Annotated in this window: 22 protein-coding genes; 9 read left to right on the forward strand and 13 right to left on the reverse strand. The window is 55.8% G+C overall.

Annotated elements, in window-relative coordinates; translation table 11 throughout:
• Window positions 1–5 precede the first annotated feature (5 nt).
• Both rhaR and rhaS read right to left on the reverse strand, forming a co-directional pair.
• On the reverse strand, window positions 6–875 hold the full coding sequence (gene rhaR / locus B880_RS0121160; protein WP_017349466.1) for an HTH-type transcriptional activator RhaR: 870 nt from the start codon (window positions 873–875) through the stop codon (window positions 6–8).
• Window positions 876–886: 11 nt separating this feature from the next.
• Window positions 887–1699, reverse strand: a complete 813-nt coding sequence (gene rhaS / locus B880_RS0121165) for an HTH-type transcriptional activator RhaS (protein WP_026042824.1) — start codon at window positions 1697–1699, stop codon at window positions 887–889.
• A 292-nt stretch (window positions 1700–1991) separates the two neighbouring features.
• Between rhaS and rhaB the strand changes: the two genes are divergently transcribed.
• The 4 genes from rhaB to rhaM are packed head-to-tail and all read left to right on the forward strand — an operon-like array spanning window position 1992 to window position 5869.
• On the forward strand, window positions 1992–3473 hold the full coding sequence (gene rhaB, locus B880_RS0121175) for a rhamnulokinase (protein WP_017349468.1): 1482 nt from the start codon (window positions 1992–1994) through the stop codon (window positions 3471–3473).
• On the forward strand, window positions 3457–4713 hold the full coding sequence (locus tag B880_RS0121180) for an L-rhamnose isomerase (protein WP_017349469.1): 1257 nt from the start codon (window positions 3457–3459) through the stop codon (window positions 4711–4713). Before rhaB ends, B880_RS0121180 begins: the two co-directional genes overlap by 17 nt.
• Before the next feature lie 9 nt (window positions 4714–4722).
• Window positions 4723–5565, forward strand: coding sequence for a rhamnulose-1-phosphate aldolase (gene rhaD / locus B880_RS0121185; protein WP_017349470.1), 843 nt, complete (start codon window positions 4723–4725; stop codon window positions 5563–5565).
• Window positions 5555–5869: an L-rhamnose mutarotase gene (gene rhaM, locus B880_RS0121190; protein WP_026042826.1), complete on the forward strand. Its 315-nt coding sequence runs from the start codon at window positions 5555–5557 to the stop codon at window positions 5867–5869. Before rhaD ends, rhaM begins: the two co-directional genes overlap by 11 nt.
• A gap of 61 nt (window positions 5870–5930) precedes the next feature.
• Here the strand turns inward: rhaM and B880_RS0121195 are convergent, their stop codons facing one another.
• From B880_RS0121195 to B880_RS0121205, 4 genes are all read right to left on the reverse strand, one after another.
• Window positions 5931–7115, reverse strand: coding sequence for a sugar transporter (locus B880_RS0121195; RefSeq protein WP_017349472.1), 1185 nt, complete (start codon window positions 7113–7115; stop codon window positions 5931–5933).
• 171 nt (window positions 7116–7286) lie between these two features.
• Window positions 7287–7829, reverse strand: a complete 543-nt coding sequence (cybB, locus tag B880_RS0121200) for a cytochrome b561 (protein ID WP_017349473.1) — start codon at window positions 7827–7829, stop codon at window positions 7287–7289.
• A 126-nt stretch (window positions 7830–7955) separates the two neighbouring features.
• On the reverse strand, window positions 7956–8180 hold the full coding sequence (locus B880_RS26245; RefSeq protein ID WP_071524428.1) for a hypothetical protein: 225 nt from the start codon (window positions 8178–8180) through the stop codon (window positions 7956–7958).
• Window positions 8181–8295: 115 nt separating this feature from the next.
• Window positions 8296–9552 (reverse strand): MFS transporter, encoded by a 1257-nt coding sequence (locus tag B880_RS0121205; RefSeq protein WP_017349474.1) that lies wholly within the window; start codon window positions 9550–9552, stop codon window positions 8296–8298.
• A gap of 102 nt (window positions 9553–9654) precedes the next feature.
• Between B880_RS0121205 and B880_RS0121210 the strand changes: the two genes are divergently transcribed.
• The 3 genes from B880_RS0121210 to B880_RS0121220 all read left to right on the forward strand — a co-directional run bounded on the left by B880_RS0121210 (window position 9655) and on the right by B880_RS0121220 (window position 13431).
• Window positions 9655–10542, forward strand: a complete 888-nt coding sequence (locus B880_RS0121210) for a LysR family transcriptional regulator (RefSeq protein ID WP_017349475.1) — start codon at window positions 9655–9657, stop codon at window positions 10540–10542.
• 112 nt (window positions 10543–10654) lie between these two features.
• Entirely contained in the window at window positions 10655–11851 is a 1197-nt protein-coding gene (mlc, locus tag B880_RS0121215; protein ID WP_017349476.1) for a sugar metabolism global transcriptional regulator Mlc, read from the forward strand.
• Window positions 11852–12060: 209 nt separating this feature from the next.
• Window positions 12061–13431, forward strand: coding sequence for a nucleobase:cation symporter-2 family protein (locus tag B880_RS0121220; RefSeq protein WP_017349477.1), 1371 nt, complete (start codon window positions 12061–12063; stop codon window positions 13429–13431).
• 38 nt (window positions 13432–13469) lie between these two features.
• Here the strand turns inward: B880_RS0121220 and osmV are convergent, their stop codons facing one another.
• Genes osmV through B880_RS0121240 form a run of 4 tightly spaced genes read right to left on the reverse strand, consistent with a single transcriptional unit; the run spans window position 13470 to window position 16900 of the window.
• Window positions 13470–14606 (reverse strand): osmoprotectant ABC transporter ATP-binding protein OsmV, encoded by a 1137-nt coding sequence (gene osmV, locus B880_RS0121225; RefSeq protein ID WP_017349478.1) that lies wholly within the window; start codon window positions 14604–14606, stop codon window positions 13470–13472.
• Entirely contained in the window at window positions 14603–15253 is a 651-nt protein-coding gene (locus tag B880_RS0121230) for an ABC transporter permease (RefSeq protein ID WP_017349479.1), read from the reverse strand. Before B880_RS0121230 ends, osmV begins: the two co-directional genes overlap by 4 nt.
• A 9-nt stretch (window positions 15254–15262) precedes the next feature.
• A complete protein-coding gene (locus B880_RS0121235) occupies window positions 15263–16168 on the reverse strand; it encodes a glycine betaine ABC transporter substrate-binding protein (RefSeq protein ID WP_017349480.1) in 906 nt (301 codons plus the stop codon).
• A gap of 15 nt (window positions 16169–16183) precedes the next feature.
• A complete protein-coding gene (locus tag B880_RS0121240; protein WP_017349481.1) occupies window positions 16184–16900 on the reverse strand; it encodes an ABC transporter permease in 717 nt (238 codons plus the stop codon).
• A gap of 313 nt (window positions 16901–17213) precedes the next feature.
• On the opposite strand from B880_RS0121240, the gene B880_RS0121245 reads away from it, so the two are divergent.
• Window positions 17214–18683, forward strand: a complete 1470-nt coding sequence (locus tag B880_RS0121245) for an MDR family MFS transporter (protein ID WP_017349482.1) — start codon at window positions 17214–17216, stop codon at window positions 18681–18683.
• An 83-nt stretch (window positions 18684–18766) separates the two neighbouring features.
• On the opposite strand, the gene B880_RS0121250 is transcribed toward B880_RS0121245, so the two are convergent.
• Window positions 18767–19060 carry a DUF1161 domain-containing protein gene (locus tag B880_RS0121250; protein WP_017349483.1) on the reverse strand — a complete coding sequence of 98 codons (294 nt, stop codon included), beginning with the start codon at window positions 19058–19060 and terminating at the stop codon, window positions 18767–18769.
• A gap of 50 nt (window positions 19061–19110) precedes the next feature.
• Window positions 19111–19437, reverse strand: a complete 327-nt coding sequence (locus tag B880_RS0121255; protein WP_017349484.1) for a DUF1283 family protein — start codon at window positions 19435–19437, stop codon at window positions 19111–19113.
• Between the two features lie 122 nt (window positions 19438–19559).
• Here B880_RS0121255 and B880_RS0121260 point away from each other — a divergent pair, with 122 nt between their 5' ends.
• On the forward strand, window positions 19560–19886 hold the full coding sequence (locus B880_RS0121260; protein WP_026042827.1) for a YnfA family protein: 327 nt from the start codon (window positions 19560–19562) through the stop codon (window positions 19884–19886).
• Window positions 19887–19916: 30 nt separating this feature from the next.
• Here the strand turns inward: B880_RS0121260 and ydfG are convergent, their stop codons facing one another.
• Window positions 19917–20666 (reverse strand): bifunctional NADP-dependent 3-hydroxy acid dehydrogenase/3-hydroxypropionate dehydrogenase YdfG, encoded by a 750-nt coding sequence (gene ydfG, locus B880_RS0121265; protein ID WP_017349486.1) that lies wholly within the window; start codon window positions 20664–20666, stop codon window positions 19917–19919.
• Window positions 20667–20694: the final 28 nt, after the last annotated feature.

A 20694-nucleotide genomic window follows, 5' to 3' on the forward strand; every position in this document is an offset into this window, starting at 1 on the left:
GGGTGTCAGGTGAGACGGCAAGGCAACCCAGCGGGACGAGCAGAAGCGATAAACTGCTGCCGCCAGGCGCTGGGTGTCAGGCCGGTTTCGCGCATAAACACCGCAGAGAAGTAGTTGCTGTCATCAAAGCCGCAGCGGGCGGCGATTTCACTGATCAAACACTCTCGCGTCCGCAGCAGATACTTCGCTTGGCACAGTTGCAGTTGACGCAGATAATGGCTGGGTGTCATCCCGGTATGCTGGCGAAACAGCTGTTTCAGCGCACGCTCGCTGAGTTGATTCTGCTGACAAAAACCCGTCAGATCGAAAGGGCGGTCAATTGACCCCTGGAGTGCCGACATCAGCAAATCCAGCTGCTCGCCTTCGGGCAGTGCCCAGGGGCGGTCGGCGGCGTAGACGTGGCGGCGTAAAATCAGCGCCAACTGCAAAAACAGTGCCTCCGCGAGCTGAATGGAGAGAGGATCATTCTTACGGCATTCCCGCTCTAACTGGGTGACAACCCCACGCGCTAACGCCAGCCCGCGCGTGGTGAGACGCCAGCACACCGGGCTTTCCGCTGTGCGCGCCGGGATCAGTTGCGCCCAGTCAATGCCGAGGGAAAACCGGTCACGGCAGTAGAGGATATTATCCAGTACCAGATCGTGCACGCTGTCGTAGCTGTGGCAGTCATCATCCTGGATAAAAAACACATCCCCACAGGTGACCAGCCATGGACGGTCGTTATGCACATGTAAGCCGTTTCCGCGCCAGACAATAACAATTTCGCTGAACGTGTGGCGATGTGCCGGAAAAGAGGGCTGAGGCAGGCGCTCAGCCACCGTGACCGGCAGCGTATCACCAGGAAAATAATCCTCACGCTGTAGGATCAGCGACATTCACAGGCTCCTTATGCCATTTGCTGACGCTCGGTGCGCGGTGCGCAACCAAATTCGCGGCGAAACAGGGTCGAAAAATGATTACTGTCGCCAAAACCGCAGTGAAAAGCGATATCCGTGATACGCATTTCACTGTGGCGCAGCAGATGACGCGCTTGTAACAGGCGTAAACGATTCAAATACCGTTGTGGGGTATGGCCGGTCTGCTGTTTCATCTGGCGGTGCAGCGTGCGCAGCGACAGAGAAAAACGGTCAGCCAGCACCTCCCAACAGACCTCCTCACTGTAATGTTCAGTCAACCACTCCAGCAAGCGATGCAGACGCGCTTCCTGATCTTCCCCGTGCAAATTGCGAGCTGCATCACGCAGCAGCAGGAGCAACTGCAAAAAAAGCTGTTCCTGCTGCGCCTGGCGCTCAAGTGACCAGCTGCCGTCCGGCTTCATCGCTGCCACCAGCGCCAGTCCTTGCTGCATCACACGTTGATTGATACGCCACTGTGCGCTGGCGTCGCTGTCAGGCAGCAGATCCTGTAGCCCGGAGAGAAAGCGGAAAGCATTCGGCCCGCGATACAACACATTGGTCAGACAGAGGTTGCTGGTTTGCTCATATAAGTGCCGGTCGTGGTCACGAATAAAGCAGACCGAGCCTGCGCTCAACGTCTGCGGCTGGCCGTTGAAAACGTGGATGCCAGAACCCTGTTCAACCAGCACGATCTCGCAAAAATCATGGTGATGCTCAGGAAAAGCCTGTTGGGGGACACGGGGTTCCACCGCAATGGAAAAATTACCTGCCGGGAAAAAATCCGCGCTATGTAATACGGTCATGATTGCCTCCATGGTGATTAACACCTGTGTAACCGAGTCTAAACAACGGCCTGTGGGCTGACCTTGAAAATTTCACCGTAAAACGCAGGAAAGCTGCGCGTAATTCAAGAATTTCGCCTGGGCTGTTAAAACTGCGGTGGCAGTCACATCCTCGATCTTCCTCAGTTTGTGATCTGTTTCACGAACACCTTTGTGCATCTGCCACGCGTAAATGGCGTCTGGCAGATAGCGGAAGGTGGCCGGTGGCCGCGCTCCGTAGGCTAACCCCATGACTACAGAGGGTGAAGCCGTTATGAGTACGCGCAATATCGTGGCGATTGATTTAGGTGCTTCCAGCGGGCGAGTGATGCTGGCGCAATGGCAGCCGGCGGAGCAGCGCATGGTGCTGCGTGAAGTTAGACGTTTTGTGAATCAGCGACGCTATCAGGCCGGTTATGACTGCTGGGATCTGGACAGCCTGGAAGACGAAATTCGGGCAGGTCTGGCGCAGCTGGAAACCGAAGGCGTGGCCATCGACAGCATTGGCATTGACACCTGGGGCGTGGATTTGGTGCTGCTGGATGCACAAGGTGAACGCGTGGGTGCCGCCGTAAGCTATCGCGATCCGCGCACACAGGGTGTGATGCAGCAGGCGATACAGCAATGGGGAGTTGCGGCCCTGTATCGTAAAACCGGCATTCAGTTTCTACCGTTCAACACGTTATATCAGCTGCGTGCACTGCATCAGCAGCAGCCAGACTGGGTAGCGCAGGTGAAACATGCGCTGCTGATACCCGACTATTTCCACTATCGTCTGACCGGCAACCTTCACTGGGAATACACCAACGCCACCACCACACAACTGCTCAACCTCCACAGTGGCGAGTGGGACAGAGAGTTACTGGCGTGGGCGGGCGTTAATGCCAGTTGGTTTGGCAACATCCAGCCACCGGGTCAGACGGTTGGCCACTGGCGTAGCCCGCAGGGACGTGACGTGCCGGTGATTGCCGTCGCCACGCACGATACCGCCAGCGCGGTTCTGGCGACGCCCCTTGAGCATGACCATGCGGCGTATCTCTGCTCAGGAACCTGGTCACTGATGGGCTTTGAAAGTCTCCAGCCTTACACCGATGCCGCCGCACTGCGCGCCAACGTGACCAACGAAGGCGGGGCGGAGGGGTATCGCGTACTGAAAAACATCATGGGACTGTGGCTGTTACAGCGCGTGTGTACCGAACTGGCGATTGATGATCTGCCCGCGCTGGTGAGTGAGGCGCAGCAACAGCCTGCCTGTCGTTGGCTGATCAATCCCAACGCGAGCCGTTTTATCAACCCCGACAACATGGTCGCTGAAATTCAGAACGCCTGTGCCGAACAGGGGATGCCGGTGCCACAGTCAGCAGCCGCGCTGGCACGCTGTATTTTTGACAGCCTGGCGCTGCTCTACCGTCACACCTTACAGGAACTGGGGCAGTTACGCGGCGCGGCCTTCAGCCAACTGCATGTGGTAGGAGGGGGGTGTCAGAACCGTTTTCTCAATCAACTGACCGCCGATGCCTGTGGCGTGCCGGTGCTGGCAGGTCCCGTTGAGGCTTCCACGCTGGGCAATGTCGGCTGTCAACTGATGGCCGTCGCCGCTCTGGCCGATGTGCCCGCGTTACGCCAGGCCATTCGGCAAAACTTTCCGTTAGAAACCTTTACCCCACAATCGGGCAGCACCTTTGATGCCTGCCAGGTGCGCTTTGCAGCACTGTGCCAACCCATGAAGGAACTCGCTTATGACAAAGCTGATTGAACAGGCTTATGAACTGGCGCGCGAGCGCTTTGCCGCCGTTGGCGTTGATACCGAACAGGCGCTGGCGCGTCTGGATACCCTTCCCGTCTCGATGCACTGCTGGCAGGGGGATGACGTGCGTGGGTTTGAAAACCCGCAGGGAGCTTTAACCGGCGGGATTCAGGCGACCGGCAACTACCCAGGAAGAGCGCGTAACGCAACCGAACTGCGTGCCGATCTGGATAAAGCCATGTCACTGATCCCCGGCCCTAAGCGCCTTAACCTGCATGCCATCTACCTGGAAAGCGATCGCCCGGTGGCGCGGGATGCCATCGAACCCCAGCATTTTGCTCACTGGGTCGAGTGGGCAAAGCAGCATCAGTTGGGGCTGGATTTCAATCCCACCTGTTTCTCTCATCCCCTAAGTGAAGACGGGTTTACCCTGGCACACCGTGATAAGGCTATTCGCCAGTTCTGGATCGACCACTGCAAAGCCAGTCGTCATATCTCGGCCTCTTTTGGCAAGCAGTTGGGCTCCCCCTCCGTCATGAATGTCTGGGTGCCTGATGGTATGAAAGATCTCACCGTCGATCGCTTTGCGCCACGTCAGCGATTAATGACAGCGCTGGATGACATCTTCAGTGAAAAACTGGATCCGCACCATCATCTGGATGCGGTAGAGAGCAAGCTGTTTGGTATTGGTGCGGAGAGTTACACCGTGGGATCGGGCGAGTTTTGCCTTGGCTATGCCACCAGCCGCCAGGTGGGACTGACGCTGGACGCGGGACATTTCCATCCTACTGAAGTGATCTCCGACAAAATCTCAGCTGCCGCGTTGTATGTGCCGCGTTTGCTGCTGCACGTTAGCCGCCCGGTACGCTGGGACAGCGACCATGTGGTGCTGCTGGATGATGAAACCCAGGCGATTGCCCATGAAATCGTACGTCAGCAGCTGTTCGACAAAGTGCACATCGGTCTCGACTTCTTCGATGCTTCGATCAATCGCATCGCGGCCTGGGTTATTGGCACGCGCAACGCGAAAAAAGCACTGCTGCGCGCCCTGCTGGAGCCGACAGATCAGCTGCGCCAGCTGGAAAATCGGGCGGATTACACCTCACGCCTGGCCCTGCTGGAAGAGCAAAAATCGCTGCCGTGGCAGGCGGTGTGGGAATCCTGGTGCTTGCGTAATGATGTCCCGGCGGACGCCCGCTGGCTGAACGAAGTACACCACTATCAACAACATATTCTGAGCCAACGTTAAGGACATATTATGCACGCAATTCTTTCTTCCTGGTTTGTGCAGGGAATGGTCAAGGCCACCAGCGATATGTGGCTGAAAGGCTGGGATGAGCGCAACGGGGGTAACATCAGTCTGCGCCTGCTGGACGAAGAGGTTCAGCCGTTCTCGGCGGATTTCTACGACGAACCGCGCTGCGTTGAACTGTCTCAACCGGCCCCCGCCCTGGCCAACTGCTGGTTTCTGGTGACCGGGTCGGGCAAATTCTTCCGTAATGTGCAGTGCGATCCGGCGGACAGCCTGGTGCTGTTACAGGTGGACGATCGTGGGCTGTCCTACAAAATCCATTGGGGATTAAGCAATGGCGGCCTGCCGACCTCAGAGCTGGCTTCACACTTCCAGTCGCACAGCGTGCGTAAAGTGAACTCACAGGGGCAGGATCGGGTGATTATGCACTGCCATGCAACCCACTTTATGGCCCTGAGTTATGTGGTGGAGTTGGATTCCGCGCGCTTTACGCGTTTGCTGTGGGAGGGCAGTACCGAATGTCTGGTGGTGTTCCCGGATGGCGTCGGCATTCTGCCGTGGATGGTGCCGGGCACCGACGAAATTGGTCGCGCCACGGCAGAAAAAATGGCGCAGCACAGCCTGGTAATGTGGCCGTTCCACGGCATTTTTGCCGCAGGACCGACGCTGGATGAAACCTTTGGCCTGATTGATACAGCGGAGAAATCCTCGCAGGTGATCGTCAACGTGCTGGCGATGGGGGGAATCCGTCAGAGCATTACCACTGAACAGTTGATTGCACTCGGCAAACGTTTTGGCGTACAGCCGTGGCAGGCAGCCATTGATGTCGGGCCAGCCCGTGTTGCGTAAGGCGTTTGTGATGCAGGTCAACCCGGACTGCCATGATGAGTACGCGCGTCGGCATAACCCCATCTGGCCGGAGCTGGCGCAAACGTTAAAAAACCACGGGGCGCACCACTACGCAATCTGGCTGGATGCCCAGCGTAACCTGCTGTTTGCCACGGTGGAGATTGAGTCGGAAGCGCGTTGGCAGGCGATTGCGGCAACGGAAGTGTGCCAGCGATGGTGGGCTTCGATGGCCGCGTTAATGCCCTCAAATGCGGATAACAGCCCGCAAAGCCGCGAGTTGACGCAGGTGTTTTGGCTGGAATAGCCACAGCGTTCCCATGAAAAAAGCACCCATGTGGGTGCTTTTTTTTGCGCGGGTCAAAGGCTTAACCGTTGGTACGCAGCTGCGGGTAGCGGCGGAAACTCCACGCACACCAGAGCAGTGCCACCAGCGCAATCGCTGATCCGACATAACCCACTTCGGTCATGTCCAGATGCTCGCTCACCTGGTTGCCCAACAGTGCGCCCGCGCCGATGCCGATATTATAAATCCCGGACATCAGTGACATCGCTACGTCCGTGGCATCGGGAGCCAGTGACAGCACGCGGACCTGCATGGCAAGGTTGATCATCATCATCGCCATACCCCAGAAAATGCACAGGGCAATAATCGCCGCCGGGTGCACGGCAGCAAAGAACAACAGCCCCATACTCAACATGACAATGGTCAGGGTGCCGGTCAGCAACAAGGTCGGGAATTTGTTACCTAACGAGCTGAACAGCACGCTACCGATGATCCCCGCAGAGCCAAACAGCAGCAACAGCAGGGTGGTAAAGTTTTCACCACTGTTCGCCACCATCTGCATAAACGGTTCAATGTAGCTGTAGGCGGTGTAGTGGCCGGTCACGATCAGCGTGACGAGCAGATACATGCTCACCAGCGCCGGGCGGCGGAACAGCAGCGGCACACTGCTCAACGAACCGGTATGTTCACTCGGCAAGCGCGGCAGAATTTTGATGGCCATCACCAGCAGCACCAGCGCAGAGACGCCAATCATGCCAAAGGTGGTGCGCCAGCCAAGATACTGTCCAACCAGACGGCCAATGGGCACACCCAATACCATTGCCAGCGCGGTGCCGGTTGCCAGCATACTCAAGGCCTGGGTCTTTTTCCCGGCCGGGGCGACGCGAATCGCTAATGAGGCGGTAATTGACCAGAACACCGCATGGGAGAGCGCAATACCAATACGTGACAGCACCAGCGAAGAGAAGCTCCACGCCACACTGGACAGCACATGGCTGGCAATAAACACCAGGAACAGAATGCTCAGCAGCAAACGACGTTCCACGTTGCGCGTCAGCAGCATCATGGGCAGGGAGAGCAGCGCCACTACCCACGCATAGATCGTCAGCATAATGCCGACGTCTGCGGTTTTCATCGAAAAGCTGCTGGCGATATCAGACAACAGGCCAACAGGGACAAATTCGGTGGTATTAAATACAAAAGCGGCTACAGCCAGCAGTAAAACTCGTAGCCATGCCGTCTTACGGGATACAGTAGTTGGTTGCATGAAGTTCAGGTTCGCCAGGAAGAAATTCGATGCCGAAGCACGGTGTTAGAGTGACAACGATCACAAAACGCGCTTATTGTGGACGATATTTCCGGGTATGCAAACCCTAAAACCGCAATTTATACCTGAATATTTTTTATCGCCCCAGAGCGGGGCGATAGCTGTAGGTTATTACCCTTTACGTTTAGATGGCATCATTCGTAACAACACATTATCTTTCATAACATAGTGATGGAATAACGCGGCGGCAGCATGTAAACCAATCAGCCAGTATCCGGCCGTGGCAAGGGTTTCATGCCAACTTACCAGGTTATCCACTAATTCAAAATTCGGCTCACTGGCAACCGGCATTTGAATGCCGAACAGCCACCAATCGCGTCCGCGTAAATAGCGTGAAGTCAGCCCCAACACCGGCAGGATAATAAACAGCAGGTAAATGGCTAAGTGGGTCAGGTGTGCCATACCGGTTTGCCAGGCGGGGGGCTTAGGCTCGATGGCTGGTGTGCGGTGACGCAGGCGTTGCACCAGACGCAGTAACATCAACACCAGCACCGTGGTGCCCGCGCTGAAATGGGTAATAATCAACGTAAACCCGAGTGTAGAACCACGTTGGGCAAAACCACGAAATTCCATGGTGCAATACGCCACAACAACCAGTAAAAATGTCAACCAATGTAAAGCTATCTGTGAGCTGGCATATTTATTCGTGCGCATGGTGATAATTTCCAGAGTATTGTTTGCGCCTAAGATAGCGCATCGCAAAATGCAAACTTAACAAACTGATGCAGAATGACTCAGTAAATTTAAAATGAATGCTAAAAGATAAATCTTAATAAAACCTTAATTTTCGACAACATGACGTCGCAATGGGAGTGGGCAACAGGTCACGCAACCTACGGCGCTGGGGAAATATTTTTGTGCCTGATGGATGGCATCATTAGGCGCGTAAAAGGTACCTAAAAATTGCCGGTCATTACTGTCAGGTAAAAATCGACAGTCAGCCGCATGAACCACATGATGGTCTGCATAATCAGCCTGTTTAGAGACGTAATAAAAAGCCGCCATAGCGCATCCTTATTGCCTGGGAACGATTAATTTGGATGAGTATAACGAGGAACCCGGGAATATGTTATAGCGGCGAGAAGCATAAAGGGCGCTGGCGCGCCCGAGACAACAGAAGTTACAACTTTTTACCCGCCAGATGCGCCCCTACCGCCAGCGCGCCCAGCAGCAGCGTGGCGATAAACAGCGTGATGCCCAGCCAGCCGGAATTGTGCCAGAACACCCCTCCCAGAGTACCGGCAATGCTGGAGCCCGCATAGTAGCTAAACAGGTACTGTGACGAGGCCTGACCTTTCGCGCGTCGTGCGCGGGGTCCAATCCAGCCGCTGGCAACGGAGTGGGCGGCAAAAAATCCGGCGGCAAACAGCATCATGCCAGGGAAAATCACCCACAGCGAATTCACCAGCGTCAGCAACAGACCTGCCAGCATGACGGCAGTGGAAAACAGCATGACCGGGCCACGGCCAAAGCGTGCGGTTGCTGCCCCGGCCCGTGGCGAGCTCCATGAACCGGTAAGGTACACCACCGATAACAAGCCTACGGAGGCCTGGCTCAGTGACCAGGGTGCAGCCAACAGGCGATACCCGATATAGTTAAACAGCGTGACGAAAGCGCCCATCAGCAGAAAACCTTCGGCGAACAGCCAGGGCAGCCCGGCATCACGCCAGTGCAGACGGAAATTAATCAGCAAATTGCGCGGGCGCAGTGGCACCGGACGAAAATGCCGTGATGCCGGTAAAATCTTCCAGAACATCACTGCGGAAGCAAAGGCGAAACAGCCAATCAGGGCGATAGCAATACGCCAGTTAAACATGTCGGTCAGTACGCCGGTAATCAGGCGTCCGCTCATCCCACCAATCGAATTCCCGCTGATATAAAGCCCCATGGAAAAGGCGATCACACTCGGGTGAATCTCTTCGCTCAGATAGGTCATTCCTACGGCGGCAACCCCACTCAGTGAAACGCCAATCAGTGCGCGCATCAGCAGAATGCCGTGCCAACTGGTCATCGTAGCGGAGAGCAGCGTACAGATAGCGGCCAGCATCAGTGCCACCACCATGATCGCCTTGCGCCCCACAGCATCTGAAAGCGGGCCGGTAATCAGCAGCGTGAGCGCCATCAGGCCGGTAGAAATTGACAAAGAGATACTGCTGGCGGCTGGCGACACACCAAACTGCTGTGACAATACCGGGAGAATCGGCTGTACACAGTAGAGCAGGGCAAAGGTGGCAAGCCCGGCGGTAAACAGTGCCAGCGTCACGCGCATAAATTGTGGCGTACCACGGGTGATCCAGCTATCTGATGCGAGAGAGGTTGAAACAGGCGTTTGCGTAATCTCGTCGTCGAGGATCACTGCCTGAGAGGAGCGGTTCACACTATATCCTTGGTTGGGAAAGCAATTTAATGTGGGTTAATCGTAGGAAAGTGAGATTAGGTTGTCTAATATATTAATAATCTCAAATAAGACGTTTAAAATATGAATATCGAACTACGTCATCTGCGCTACTTTATTGCGGTGGCTGAAGAGCTGCATTTTGGCCGTGCCGCGCAACGGCTCAACATCTCGCAGCCGCCGTTAAGCCAGCAAATCATGCAGTTGGAACAAGAAACCGGTGCCCGATTGTTCGCTCGCACCAACCGCAGCGTGCAGCTCACTGCGGCGGGACAACAACTGTTACTGGATGCACGCGCTATCTTGCAGCAGGTTGAACTGGCCGCCGCTCGCGCTGCACGTCTGCACCGGGGCGAAGAGGGCACACTGCGTATCGGCTTTACCTCTTCTGCGCCTTTTACCCGTGAAGTTTCCGATGCGCTGTTTCAGTTTCGCCAGGCGTGGTCGCAGGTACACATTGAGATGCAGGAGATCAACACCCGCCAGCAGTTGGACCCGCTGCACGACGGGCGACTGGATCTCGGTGTCATGCGCAACACACCGCTGCCTGCGGATTTGAATCATCAGCTGCTGTTGCGGGAGCCGCTGTATGCCCTGGTACACTGGGCGCATCCCCTGGCTGATGAGGAGTCTATCTCAATTCGGGCATTGGCGCAGGAACCGTTTGTGTTTTTCGACCCGCAGGGTGGCACGGCGCTCTACAGTGAAGTGCTGGCGCTGTTGCATCGCTACCAGATAAAACCCTACATCACGCAAGAAGTGGGCGAGGCCATGACCATTCTTGGCTTAGTCGCCACGGGGTTAGGGGTGTCAATTTTACCGGCCTCATTCCGCCGCGCGAGGCTTACCGATGTGGTTTGGTTACCGTTGCAGGAAGAGGATGCGTTGTCCGAGTTGTGGCTGGTGTGGTCAGCGACGCGTGAACCCACCGCGCAGATGAAACATATGATGCAGCTGTTGCAGAGAAAATAACGGATTTGTGCGGTAAATCACAAAGTTAATCAATAATTTGACGCTGAACGGCAATCTCCCGCACCATGACCCTAGAATTATTTAGCGGCGCGAAATTACTCAGGAGCAGTTGGTGAACTCGGACAGTCAGCCTGGTCATGTGGATCAGATAAAACAGACGAATGCTGGCGTGGTGTATCGACTTATCGATCATTATGGCCCGGTTTCGCGCATTGAACTGGCGAGACTGGCACAACTGGCACCCGCCAGTATTACAAAAATTATCCGCGAAATGGTCGATGCCCATCTGGTCACAGAAACGCAGTATGCCGAACCCGGCAGCCGTGGCCGTCCGGCAACGGGGCTGGTACTGGATACCGCTGGCTGGCATTTTCTCGCCTTACGTTTACATCAGAACACCGTCACCATCACCCTGCGCGATCTCAGCACGCAAACGCTGGTGGAAGAGCAGCACGCGTTACCACATGATGGGCAACAGCCTCTGTTAGCCCCGTTAACCGAGCTGATTGAGGCCTTCTTCACTCGCCATCAACAACGGCTTGAAAGGCTGACTGCGATTGCGATAACCCTGCCAGGGTTGAGTCACAACATGCCAGAGAGTGCAGCACATGAACTGCCGTTAGCGCAGGCCTTAACGCAGCACACCGGGTTACCGGTGTTTATCCAGCAAGAGGTTTCCGCCTGGACGCTGGCTGAATCCCTGTTTGGCGCAGCCTTTGGTGCGACGGAGGTGATTCAACTGGTGGTGGATGACACCGTGGGCGCAGGCATCATTTGCGACGGGCAGTTGCTGCACAAAAAAGGCCGCGCGCGGGTAGAGATTGGACACATCCAGGTTGAGGCGCAGGGGGCACTTTGCTCTTGCGGTCATCGCGGCTGCCTGGAAACCGTCGTCAGCCGCGCCAGCCTGTTGCGTTTGCTCAGCCAGCGCCTGCCGTTTCACCCGGAAAGCTTGTTAAACACTGAAACGCTGAGCCTGGAAGCATTGTGCAACGCGGCGCTGCAGGGTGATGGGCTGGCAACCGGGTTAATCACGCAAACCGGTGAGCACCTCGGGCGTATGCTGGCCACGCTGGTTAACATTTTCCATCCGCAGCACATCCTGCTGGGTTCCCCTCTCAATGCGGCGGCGACGCTGCTCTATCCGGCCATCGTCCAGGCCTTACGCCAGCACGCGCTACCGGCTTACCATCAACAGTTGCAGCTCTCACCGACCGCCTTTCCCGACCCCGGCACCCTGGGCGCAGCGGCATTAATTAAAGATGCCATGTATAACGGCTCGCTGCTGGTTCGATTGTTACAAGGATAGCGTGATATGCACCCTGGCTGTGCACGCAATGCCACGACATGAAACAATTGGCTGCACCTTTATGATCCATGAATCATAAGTTTCATGCGGTGGGTAAAAATTAACATGTTTAAAATCAGGTGATTGTGGAAAATATTGCGTGAAAGCACGTTGCCTGGCGCAAAAAATGCAACAGACAGGGCAGAGAGTTACTTTAAGGAAGCCCTGTTATGTCGCACTCATCGGAAAAAGGATTGTTGTACGGCCTGGAAGCGCGCATCACGCCGCTTCCGGCGTTCATTGCTGCACTACAACATGTGCTTGCCAGCATGGTGGGGATTATTACGCCACCCCTGATTATTGGCGGTGTTCTCGGACTACAGGCCTGGGTGCCTTACTTGATCAGTATGTCGCTGTTGGTTTCGGGCCTTGGCACCTTCTTGCAGGCGCGCCGGGTTGCCGGTATCGGTGCCGGCATGATCTGTCTGCAAGGCACCAGCTTTGCTTTTCTCGGCATCATTCTGTCCACCGGATTAATGTTAAAAGCGCAGGGGGCCTCGCCACAGCAAATGCTGGCGATGATCTTTGGCTGCAACCTGGCCGCCGCGCTGGTGCCGATTGTGGTCAGCCGTTGTATGGGCGTGCTGCATAAAATCCTGACGCCGGTGGTGACCGGTACGGTGATTACCTTGATTGGCATCAGCCTGATTAAAGTCAGCATGACGGACTGGGCCGGAGGCAATCATGCTGCCGATTTTGGCGCGCCAGCCAATCTTGCCCTGGGGGCGTTAACCCTGCTGGTGATTGTGGCACTTAACCGCAGCCGTCTGCGTTGGGCGCGTCTGGTGGCGGTGGTCGCAGGGATTGGCGTGGGGTGTGCAGTAGCGGCTATCACCGGGCATGCGGCGTTTAAATCAGTGGCCGAGGTGCCGTGGCTGGCGCTGCCCGGTTTCTTCCACTTTGGCTTCGCCTTTAGCTGGTCGCTGTGTTTGCCTATTGCCCTGGTCTCTTTGATCAGTGTCATCGAAGCGGTGGGGGATTTAACCGCCAACTGCATGATTTCTCAGCAGCCGATCAGCGGCGAAGCGTTTGAGCGTCGGTTACGCGGTGGCATTATGGCCGATGGTGTGAGCTGTATTCTGGCCGCTGTTTTTTCTGCCTTTCCTAACACCACCTTTGCGCAAAATAACGGTGTGATTCAAATGACCGGTGTTGCCAGCCGCTATGTGGGCATGGTGATTGGGCTACTCCTTGCGTTGCTGGGGCTGTTCCCGGTGATTGGGGCTGTGGTGCAGCAGATTCCGCCGCCGGTGTTAGGCGGGGCGACGCTGGTGATGTTCGGTAGCGTGGTAGCAGCGGGGATTCGCGTCATGACGCAGCGGCCATTAGGACGCCGGGAAATGCTGATTATCGCCATTGCCTTTGGTATTGGGCTGGGTGTGGAAGCGGTCCCTGATGCGTTGAAGCAGTTGCCACCGATGATCGCTAATCTGTTTGGTCATGCCGTAACCACGGGCGGGGTGCTGGCGATGGTGCTGAATTTGCTGTTGCCGGGGGAAGAGCGCCCGGTCACCGTGCCGCAGGGCGAGACTCAGGGGTAAAGATCTGCGCCGTAGCAGAGAGGCTACGGCGCACCTCTTCAGGCACCAATACGGCGGCGAGTCCGTCCAGAGCTGAGATAATCGGCAATGTAATCCTGCGAAATCTCACCGGTATACCGGCCCTCTTCATCGACGATAGGCATCCACACCAGGTTGTGTTCGTACAGCTTAGACAGCACGATACGTAAGTTTTCCTCCGCACGTCCCGAGACTTTGAAAGGGTGCAGCAGGCTGGCACACTCGCCGCTGGCGTGACGTGCCTCGCGGCGTTTAACGAACCCTAGCGGCTTGCCAGCGCTATCAACCACGGTCACCGAACGCATATCATGTTCATCCATCGTGGCAAACGCCTCACTTAACGGCGTGCTGCCCTTCACCGTAATGGTAGGTTGCTGATCGGTTACGTCACCGGCCTGAACCAGCAACAGCCGCTTCAGGGTTCGGTCCTGGCCGACAAACGATCCGACAAAGTCATTCGCGGGTTTTGCCAACAGCTCGTCAGGGCTGGCACACTGAATGATTTTGCCCTGACCAAACACCGCGATGCGGTCACCCAGCTTCAGTGCTTCATCAATATCGTGGCTGACCAGCAGCACGGTCTTTTTCAACTGACGCTGCATCTCCAGAAACTCATTCTGGATCACTTCACGGTTGATGGGGTCTACCGCACCAAAGGGTTCATCCATCAGCAGCACCGGGGGATCGGCAGCCAGTGCGCGTACCACGCCAATGCGCTGCTGTTGTCCACCGGAAAGCTCTCGTGGGTAGCGTTGTAAAAATTTATCCGCGTCCAGCGCCACCATTGACATCAGTTCGCGCGCACGCTCACGACAGCGTTTTTTATCCCAACCCAGCATACGTGGCACCACACTGATATTCTCCTCAATGGTCATGTTGGGAAACAGGCCAATTTGCTGGATCACGTAGCCGATGTTGCGGCGCAGCGTAACGGTATCTTGCTCGCTGGTATCTTCTCCGTTGATAAAGATTTTGCCGCTGGTGGCGGGGATCAATCGGTTAATCATCTTCAGCGTGGTGGTTTTTCCGCACCCGGAAGGGCCAAGCAGGACGCAAATCTCCCCGGCGGGAACGTCCAGCGACACATTATCTACCGCTTTTACCGCCGGTCCCTTTTTCTGCGCAAAGCTTTTGGTCAGATTTTCTAGTTTAATCATTCGCGAATCCCCTTGGGTGTTAACGCCGACTGAAGTCGGTTCAGCAGCCAGTCCAGCACCATTGCCAGCAAACAAATCATCAACGCACCGGCGATGAGTAAACGAATATCGCTGCCACTGATACCATCCAGCAACAGCCCGCCCAGTCCCCCCGCACCAATGATGGCGGCAACCGCCATGACGCCAACATTCATCACCACGGCAGTCCGAATACCGCCGAAAATCACCGGCAGCGCCATCGGAATCTCTACCCAACGCAGGCGCTGCCAAAAGGTCATGCCGATGCCTCGTCCGGCTTCACGTAGCCCATCAGGCAAATTTTCCAGCGCGGTATGGGTATTGCGTACCACGGGCAGCAGTGAATAGAGAAACACGGCGGTGATGGCTGGCACGGCACCGATCCCCTGACCAATCAGCGAGAACAGCGGAATCATCAGACCGAACAGCGCAATGGTGGGAATGGTGAGGACCACAGTGGCTAATCCCAACACTATTGGAGCCAGCCACTTGACCCGCACAATGATGATGCCCAACGGCACACCGGCAATAATGGCGAAACCTACCGCCACCAGCACCATCCACGTGTGTTGCCAGGTCATGGCGAGCAGGTTCGATGCGTTATTCACGATATAGAGCAGCGTTTCCATAGCATCTCCTTACAGCAGGTGTTGAGCCTGAAGAAAATCACGTGCCACCTGCTGTGGTGACTGATGATCGATATCCACGCGTTTGTTCAATTCGGTAATGGCCTCGTTGGTGAGCAGTGGGCTAAGGCGATTCAGGGCTTGCTCCAGACCGGGATGGCTTTCCAGTACGTCTTTACGCACCACGGGCGTCACGTTGTAGCTGGGGAAGAAGTGCTTATCATCTTCCAGGACCTGCAGGTCAAAGCCTTTGACCCGGCCATCGGTGGTGTAAATCAATCCGGCATCGACAAAACCATCACGAATCGCGTTGTACACCAATCCCGGGTCCATCTGGCGGATTTGCGGACGGTCGAGCGGCATCTGATAGAGTTTTTGCAGCGGTTTCAGGCCGTCAGAACGACCGGCAAACTCCAGATCCAGTCCTAACAACCAGTTGTGTTTTTTATCCTGTTCTCTCACCTGTTCCAGCTTTGCTACCAGCTGTGACATGGTCGTAATGCCTTCCTGCTGGGCACGCTTACGCGTCATCGCGAAGGCGTAGGTGTTATTCATCGGCGCAGGGTCGAGCCAAATCAGACCGTGTTTGCCGTCCAGGCGTTTCACCGTTTCATACGCATCATGGGAAGACATCGGCTGGCTGATATGGTTGAAAATAATCAACGACGTTCCGGTGTATTCCCAAGTCATATCGATTTGCTTGTTCAGCATGGCGTTGCGGGCGATGGTGGTTGAGAGATTGGTTTTGGGCTCCACCTGAAAACCTTGCTTGTTGAGCCACAGGACCGTCATGGCGGAAAGAATATTCTGTTCGGTAAAGCTTTTGGTCGCCAGCGTAATCGGACTGGCTGCGCGAGCCAGCGGGCTCATTAACAACAGCACACAGGCCGCGCTACTGAGTAAACGGGATAATGTCATTGCAGATTCTCCAGATCAGGCTTCCAGATGCGGGCTAAGCAGACGCCCCCCGGCAGCCAGCAGCATATCGAGCACCCACGCCACCAGTGCAGTTGCCACCGCGCCGAGGATCAGCATCGGGAAGTTATTGAGGTAAATGCCTGGGAAAATCAGTTCACCAAAACTCGGTGCGCCAATCAGAAAGGCGAGAGGAGCCGTACCGACATTGATTGCCGTGGCGATGCGCACGCCGGTCATGATCACCGGCATCGCATTGGGGAGTTCCACATGCAGCAGTCGCTGTAGGCGGGTCATGCCAATGCCATTGGCCGCTTCCAGCAGGGAAGGTGGAACAGCAATTAATCCCGCCCAGGTGTTACGCACTATCGGCAGCAGCGAGGCGAGAAACAGGGCGACCAGCGCCGGACGATCGCCGATGCCAATCACCACCATTGCCAGTGCCAGAACCGCCATGGGAGGTAAGGTGTTGCCCACGTTGAAAATTTGCATCACCGATTCAGACCAGCGGCGCGCGAAAGGACGGCTGAGGATAATGCCACTGGGCACCCCAACCAACAGCGCAGCCCCCATTGAAACGGCCACCAGCATCAGATGTTGTTGACCAAGATAAATCAGATCCACTTTGTGTGCCGCGAGGGTTTGCGCCCCCAGCCCCCAGTACAGGGCAGCCAAAACGGCGACTAATGCCAGTAGTACCCCAAGGGCATTTCTGCCCAGTGTTGCCTTTCTCATCGGTGTGTCTCCCTGGAGAATGTCGAGTCAGTCCGCAAAGGTTAAGAAAATACGTTTTAATCAGTTGTTCTATAGTCAGATCTGGGCAGATACTAAGTGGCTATAGCAGCGCTCTCAGCGTTGCGCCAGTTTTGACGGGAAAATCAGTAAGATAGAAAAAGTGATATCGGCAGGTATACCGCGCCAGTATTGGCCTTAAGATTAATCAGGAAAATGCCCGTCCATTAGTGACATTGTCACATTTCGCGTGCGGCGAAGGGCGATGTAACACGAGCTTGTTGCGTCGCATGGGCAGAAAAGGGAGTCGTTTTGCATGAGTGAAAATGCGCAAATTCAAACCGGGCATCGTCACTGGGTGTTAATTGCCTGCATGTTAGCCATGTTTATGGCCGCGATTGAAGTCACCATTGTGGCGACCGCGATGCCCACCATCATGAGCGAACTGGGTGGGTTTAATCTGCTGGGCTGGGTGTTTTCCATCTACTTGCTGACCCAGGCTGTCACGGTGCCGCTCTATGGTCGACTGGCAGATATGTGGGGGCGTCGTCGGGTGTTCTTTATCGGAACTTCCCTGTTCCTGATCGGCTCGCTGATGTGCGGTTTTGCGCACAACATGTGGGTGTTGATTCTGTTTCGCGCCATACAGGGGTTGGGTGCCGGGGCGATTGTGCCCATCAGTGCGACCATTGTGGCCGACATCTACACGCCGCGTGAACGTGCCAGCGTGCAGGGCTGGCTCTCTAGCGTCTGGGGCGTTGCTGCCATCGTTGGGCCGTTGAGCGGTGCCTGGCTGGTACAACACTTCTCCTGGGCGGTGGTGTTCTGGGTAAACCTGCCGATTGGCCTGTTCAGTATGTTACTGCTGGCGCGTTATTTACCCGCGTTGCCGTCCTCTGAACCGGCAAAAACCTTGAATATCCGTGGCTGTATCTGGCTGATGATCACCATTACGCTGCTGCTGGTGGCGCTGTTGCAAGCGGAGGTGTTGGGCTGGTGGTTGACCGGAGTGGCGTTATTGGCGGTATTCGCAGGCTGGATCTTAAAGCGTAACGAACAACGCACCCCTGCGCCGCTGTTTCCGCCGGTTATCTGGCAGAGCCGGATCCAGATTGCAGGTAATCTCGGCAATGTGATTATTGGTGCGGCGATGATGGGCATCAGTGCCTTTCTGCCCACCTGGATTCAGGGGATCACGGGCGGCTCGCCTTTACAGGCGGGCAGCGCGCTGGCCATGATGTCACTCGGCTGGCCGCTCGCCAGTACCCTGAGTGGCCGCCTGATGCTGATCACCTCCTATCGCTTCACTGCCGTTACCGGGGCGTTTCTGCTAACACTGGGTTCAGCGTTGTTGCTGCTGCTGCATATTCACAGTCCAGTGTGGCAGGCGGGAGTCACCGCATTTGTCATCGGCACTGGCATGGGGATGACCAGTACCACTTTCCTGGTATCGGTGCAGAACCACGCAGAGTACTCGGTACGCGGCATCTGTACCGCCTCAATCATGTTTAGTCGGATGATCGGCTCGGCTGTGGGAACCGCACTGATGGGCGCGGTATTGAACTTTGGCCTGGCGCAACACTTGCCCCACGCGCAGGACCCCGTGCAGCAAATTATGTCGCCGGAACGGCGCGAGCAGTTATCGCAAACGGTGCTGGAACAACTCACCCAGGGCATCGCCACGTCGCTACATGGCGTATTTCTGCTGGCGCTGTTGATTGCACTGCTAACGCTCTGGGTTGGCTGGATGTTGCCACGGCAGCGGCCTGCGGGACAGGGCAGCTAAGGAGCAGGGGCATAACAACATTCGAAACAGGAGGTTGTCAGGCGGGGAAACAATCCCCGCCGTAGGCAACGGCAGGGAAAGGACTACTGTGAACTGTCCTGAGAACTGCCTGCGCTGTCAGGAACGGTGTTGCTGTCATCCTGACCGACTTTTTTATAGACAATTTTCTGGCTGTCGTTTTCGCAGTGGCCCACCACCTGACCACCCACCTGATCGGCCTGATCGTTAGGTACGATATCCAGCGTGAAACCCGACTCGGGCAGCCCATTGGCCACGATTTTCTTACTGATATCTGCTTTAACCGTTTCACAGGAGGCAAGCGCCTGACCTGAAAGCGCCAGTAGTACGGCCAGTAACACTCCGCTGTGCATTTTCATGGTGCGTTCCTTATATTGACGAGGGTCCCGACGAGAGCAGGACCGAGACCTTAAGGGGTGACATCGCGCCCGGTACGACGATCGAGGCAGCGCAGTGTATTGGGCTCCCAATAGGCGTTGGTGTTATAGCTTTTTTCACAGGCATCGCGTTTATCAAACGCGCGGTCTGCTTTATCAAACTCTTTCTCTACCCGGTTGTTCACTTTATTCCGCAGATTGCGGGTGTCATTCCACTGTTCGTGGCTCTGGCGTGCACCTTCGGTGTCATACGCATTGTTACCGCTGTCAATCACCACATGTTGGGTGGCAGCGTAAGTCAGTGGTGCAGTCCCTGCTACCAGCAGAGCAGCGATTAACGTCAGTTTGACGAGTTTCATTCTCTATTCCTCTTGCTATCCATCAGTCAGCCTTTTCGCAGGCTGAACGCTGAGTATATCATTGACTGCCTGGGTGGCTTATCAATCCCCGCTTTTGTTTAACTCTCTGAGAATAAGTTATGTTGCTGAAGACCACCTTACTGTTTTTCCTGACAGCGCTGGCAGAAATTATTGGCTGCTTCTTACCCTGGCTGTGGCTGAAGCGGGGCGCATCGGTATGGCTGCTGCTCCCTGCGAGTTTAAGTCTCGCGCTGTTTGTCTGGCTTTTGACTCTGCATCCCGCCGCTAGCGGGCGAGTCTATGCCGCTTACGGTGGCGTCTATGTGATGACCGCACTGCTGTGGTTACGCTGGGTTGATGGCGTAAAACTGAGTCACTGGGACTGGGCGGGCGCGCTGTTGGCGCTGAGTGGGATGTTGATTATCGTGGCGGGATGGGGAAGAAGCTAACAGCGCCAGCCATCGCTGGCGCCGGATGCATCACTCAGATTTGAACACTTTCAATCCCGCGGTGGTCTGCGACACAGGCATGATTTCCAGCGTATTGATGTTCACGTGCTTCGGCAGTGTGGCAACCCACCAAACGGCCTCAGTCACATCTTCCGGTGTCAGGGCGGTGGTGCCTTCGTAGACTTTATCGGCGCGGCCATCATCGCCTTTGAACCGCACGTTGGAGAATTCAGTGCCGCCGACCAGGCCCGGTTCGATATCCGTCACGCGCAGGGCAGTGCCGTGCAAATCGGTACGCAGGTTAAGGCTGAACTGGCGCACAAACGCTTTGGTAGCGCCATACACGTTGCCACCGGCATAAGGCCAGTTCCCGGCAACAGAACCAATATTGATAATATGCCCCACGTTACGCTCAACCATGCCCGGTAACAGCGCGCGGGTCATGTACACCAGGCCTTTATTATTGGTGTCGATCATATCTTCCCAGTCTTCAATGCTCGCGCGGTGTGCCGGTTCGATACCCAGCGCCAGTCCGGCATTGTTGACCAGAATATCAATGTTACGCCAGGCTTCTGGCAGGCTGGCAATTACCGTATCAATCGCGGCACGATCGCGCACATCGAACTGAACGGTATACAGATTTTCCCCGAGCTCCTGTTGCAGTGCCTGCAAACGCTCTGCGCGACGCCCACTGGCGATCACTTTATGGCCAGCAGCAATAAAACGGCGGGTGATACTCTGACCAAAGCCGGCGGTAGCACCGGTTACAAAAATAATCATCACACTCTTCCTTTCATGGGATTTCGGC

Origin of the sequence: Pantoea sp. A4, from assembly GCF_000295955.2 — a bacterium.
In the GTDB taxonomy this organism is placed as follows: Bacteria; Pseudomonadota; Gammaproteobacteria; order Enterobacterales; family Enterobacteriaceae; genus Pantoea; species Pantoea multigeneris.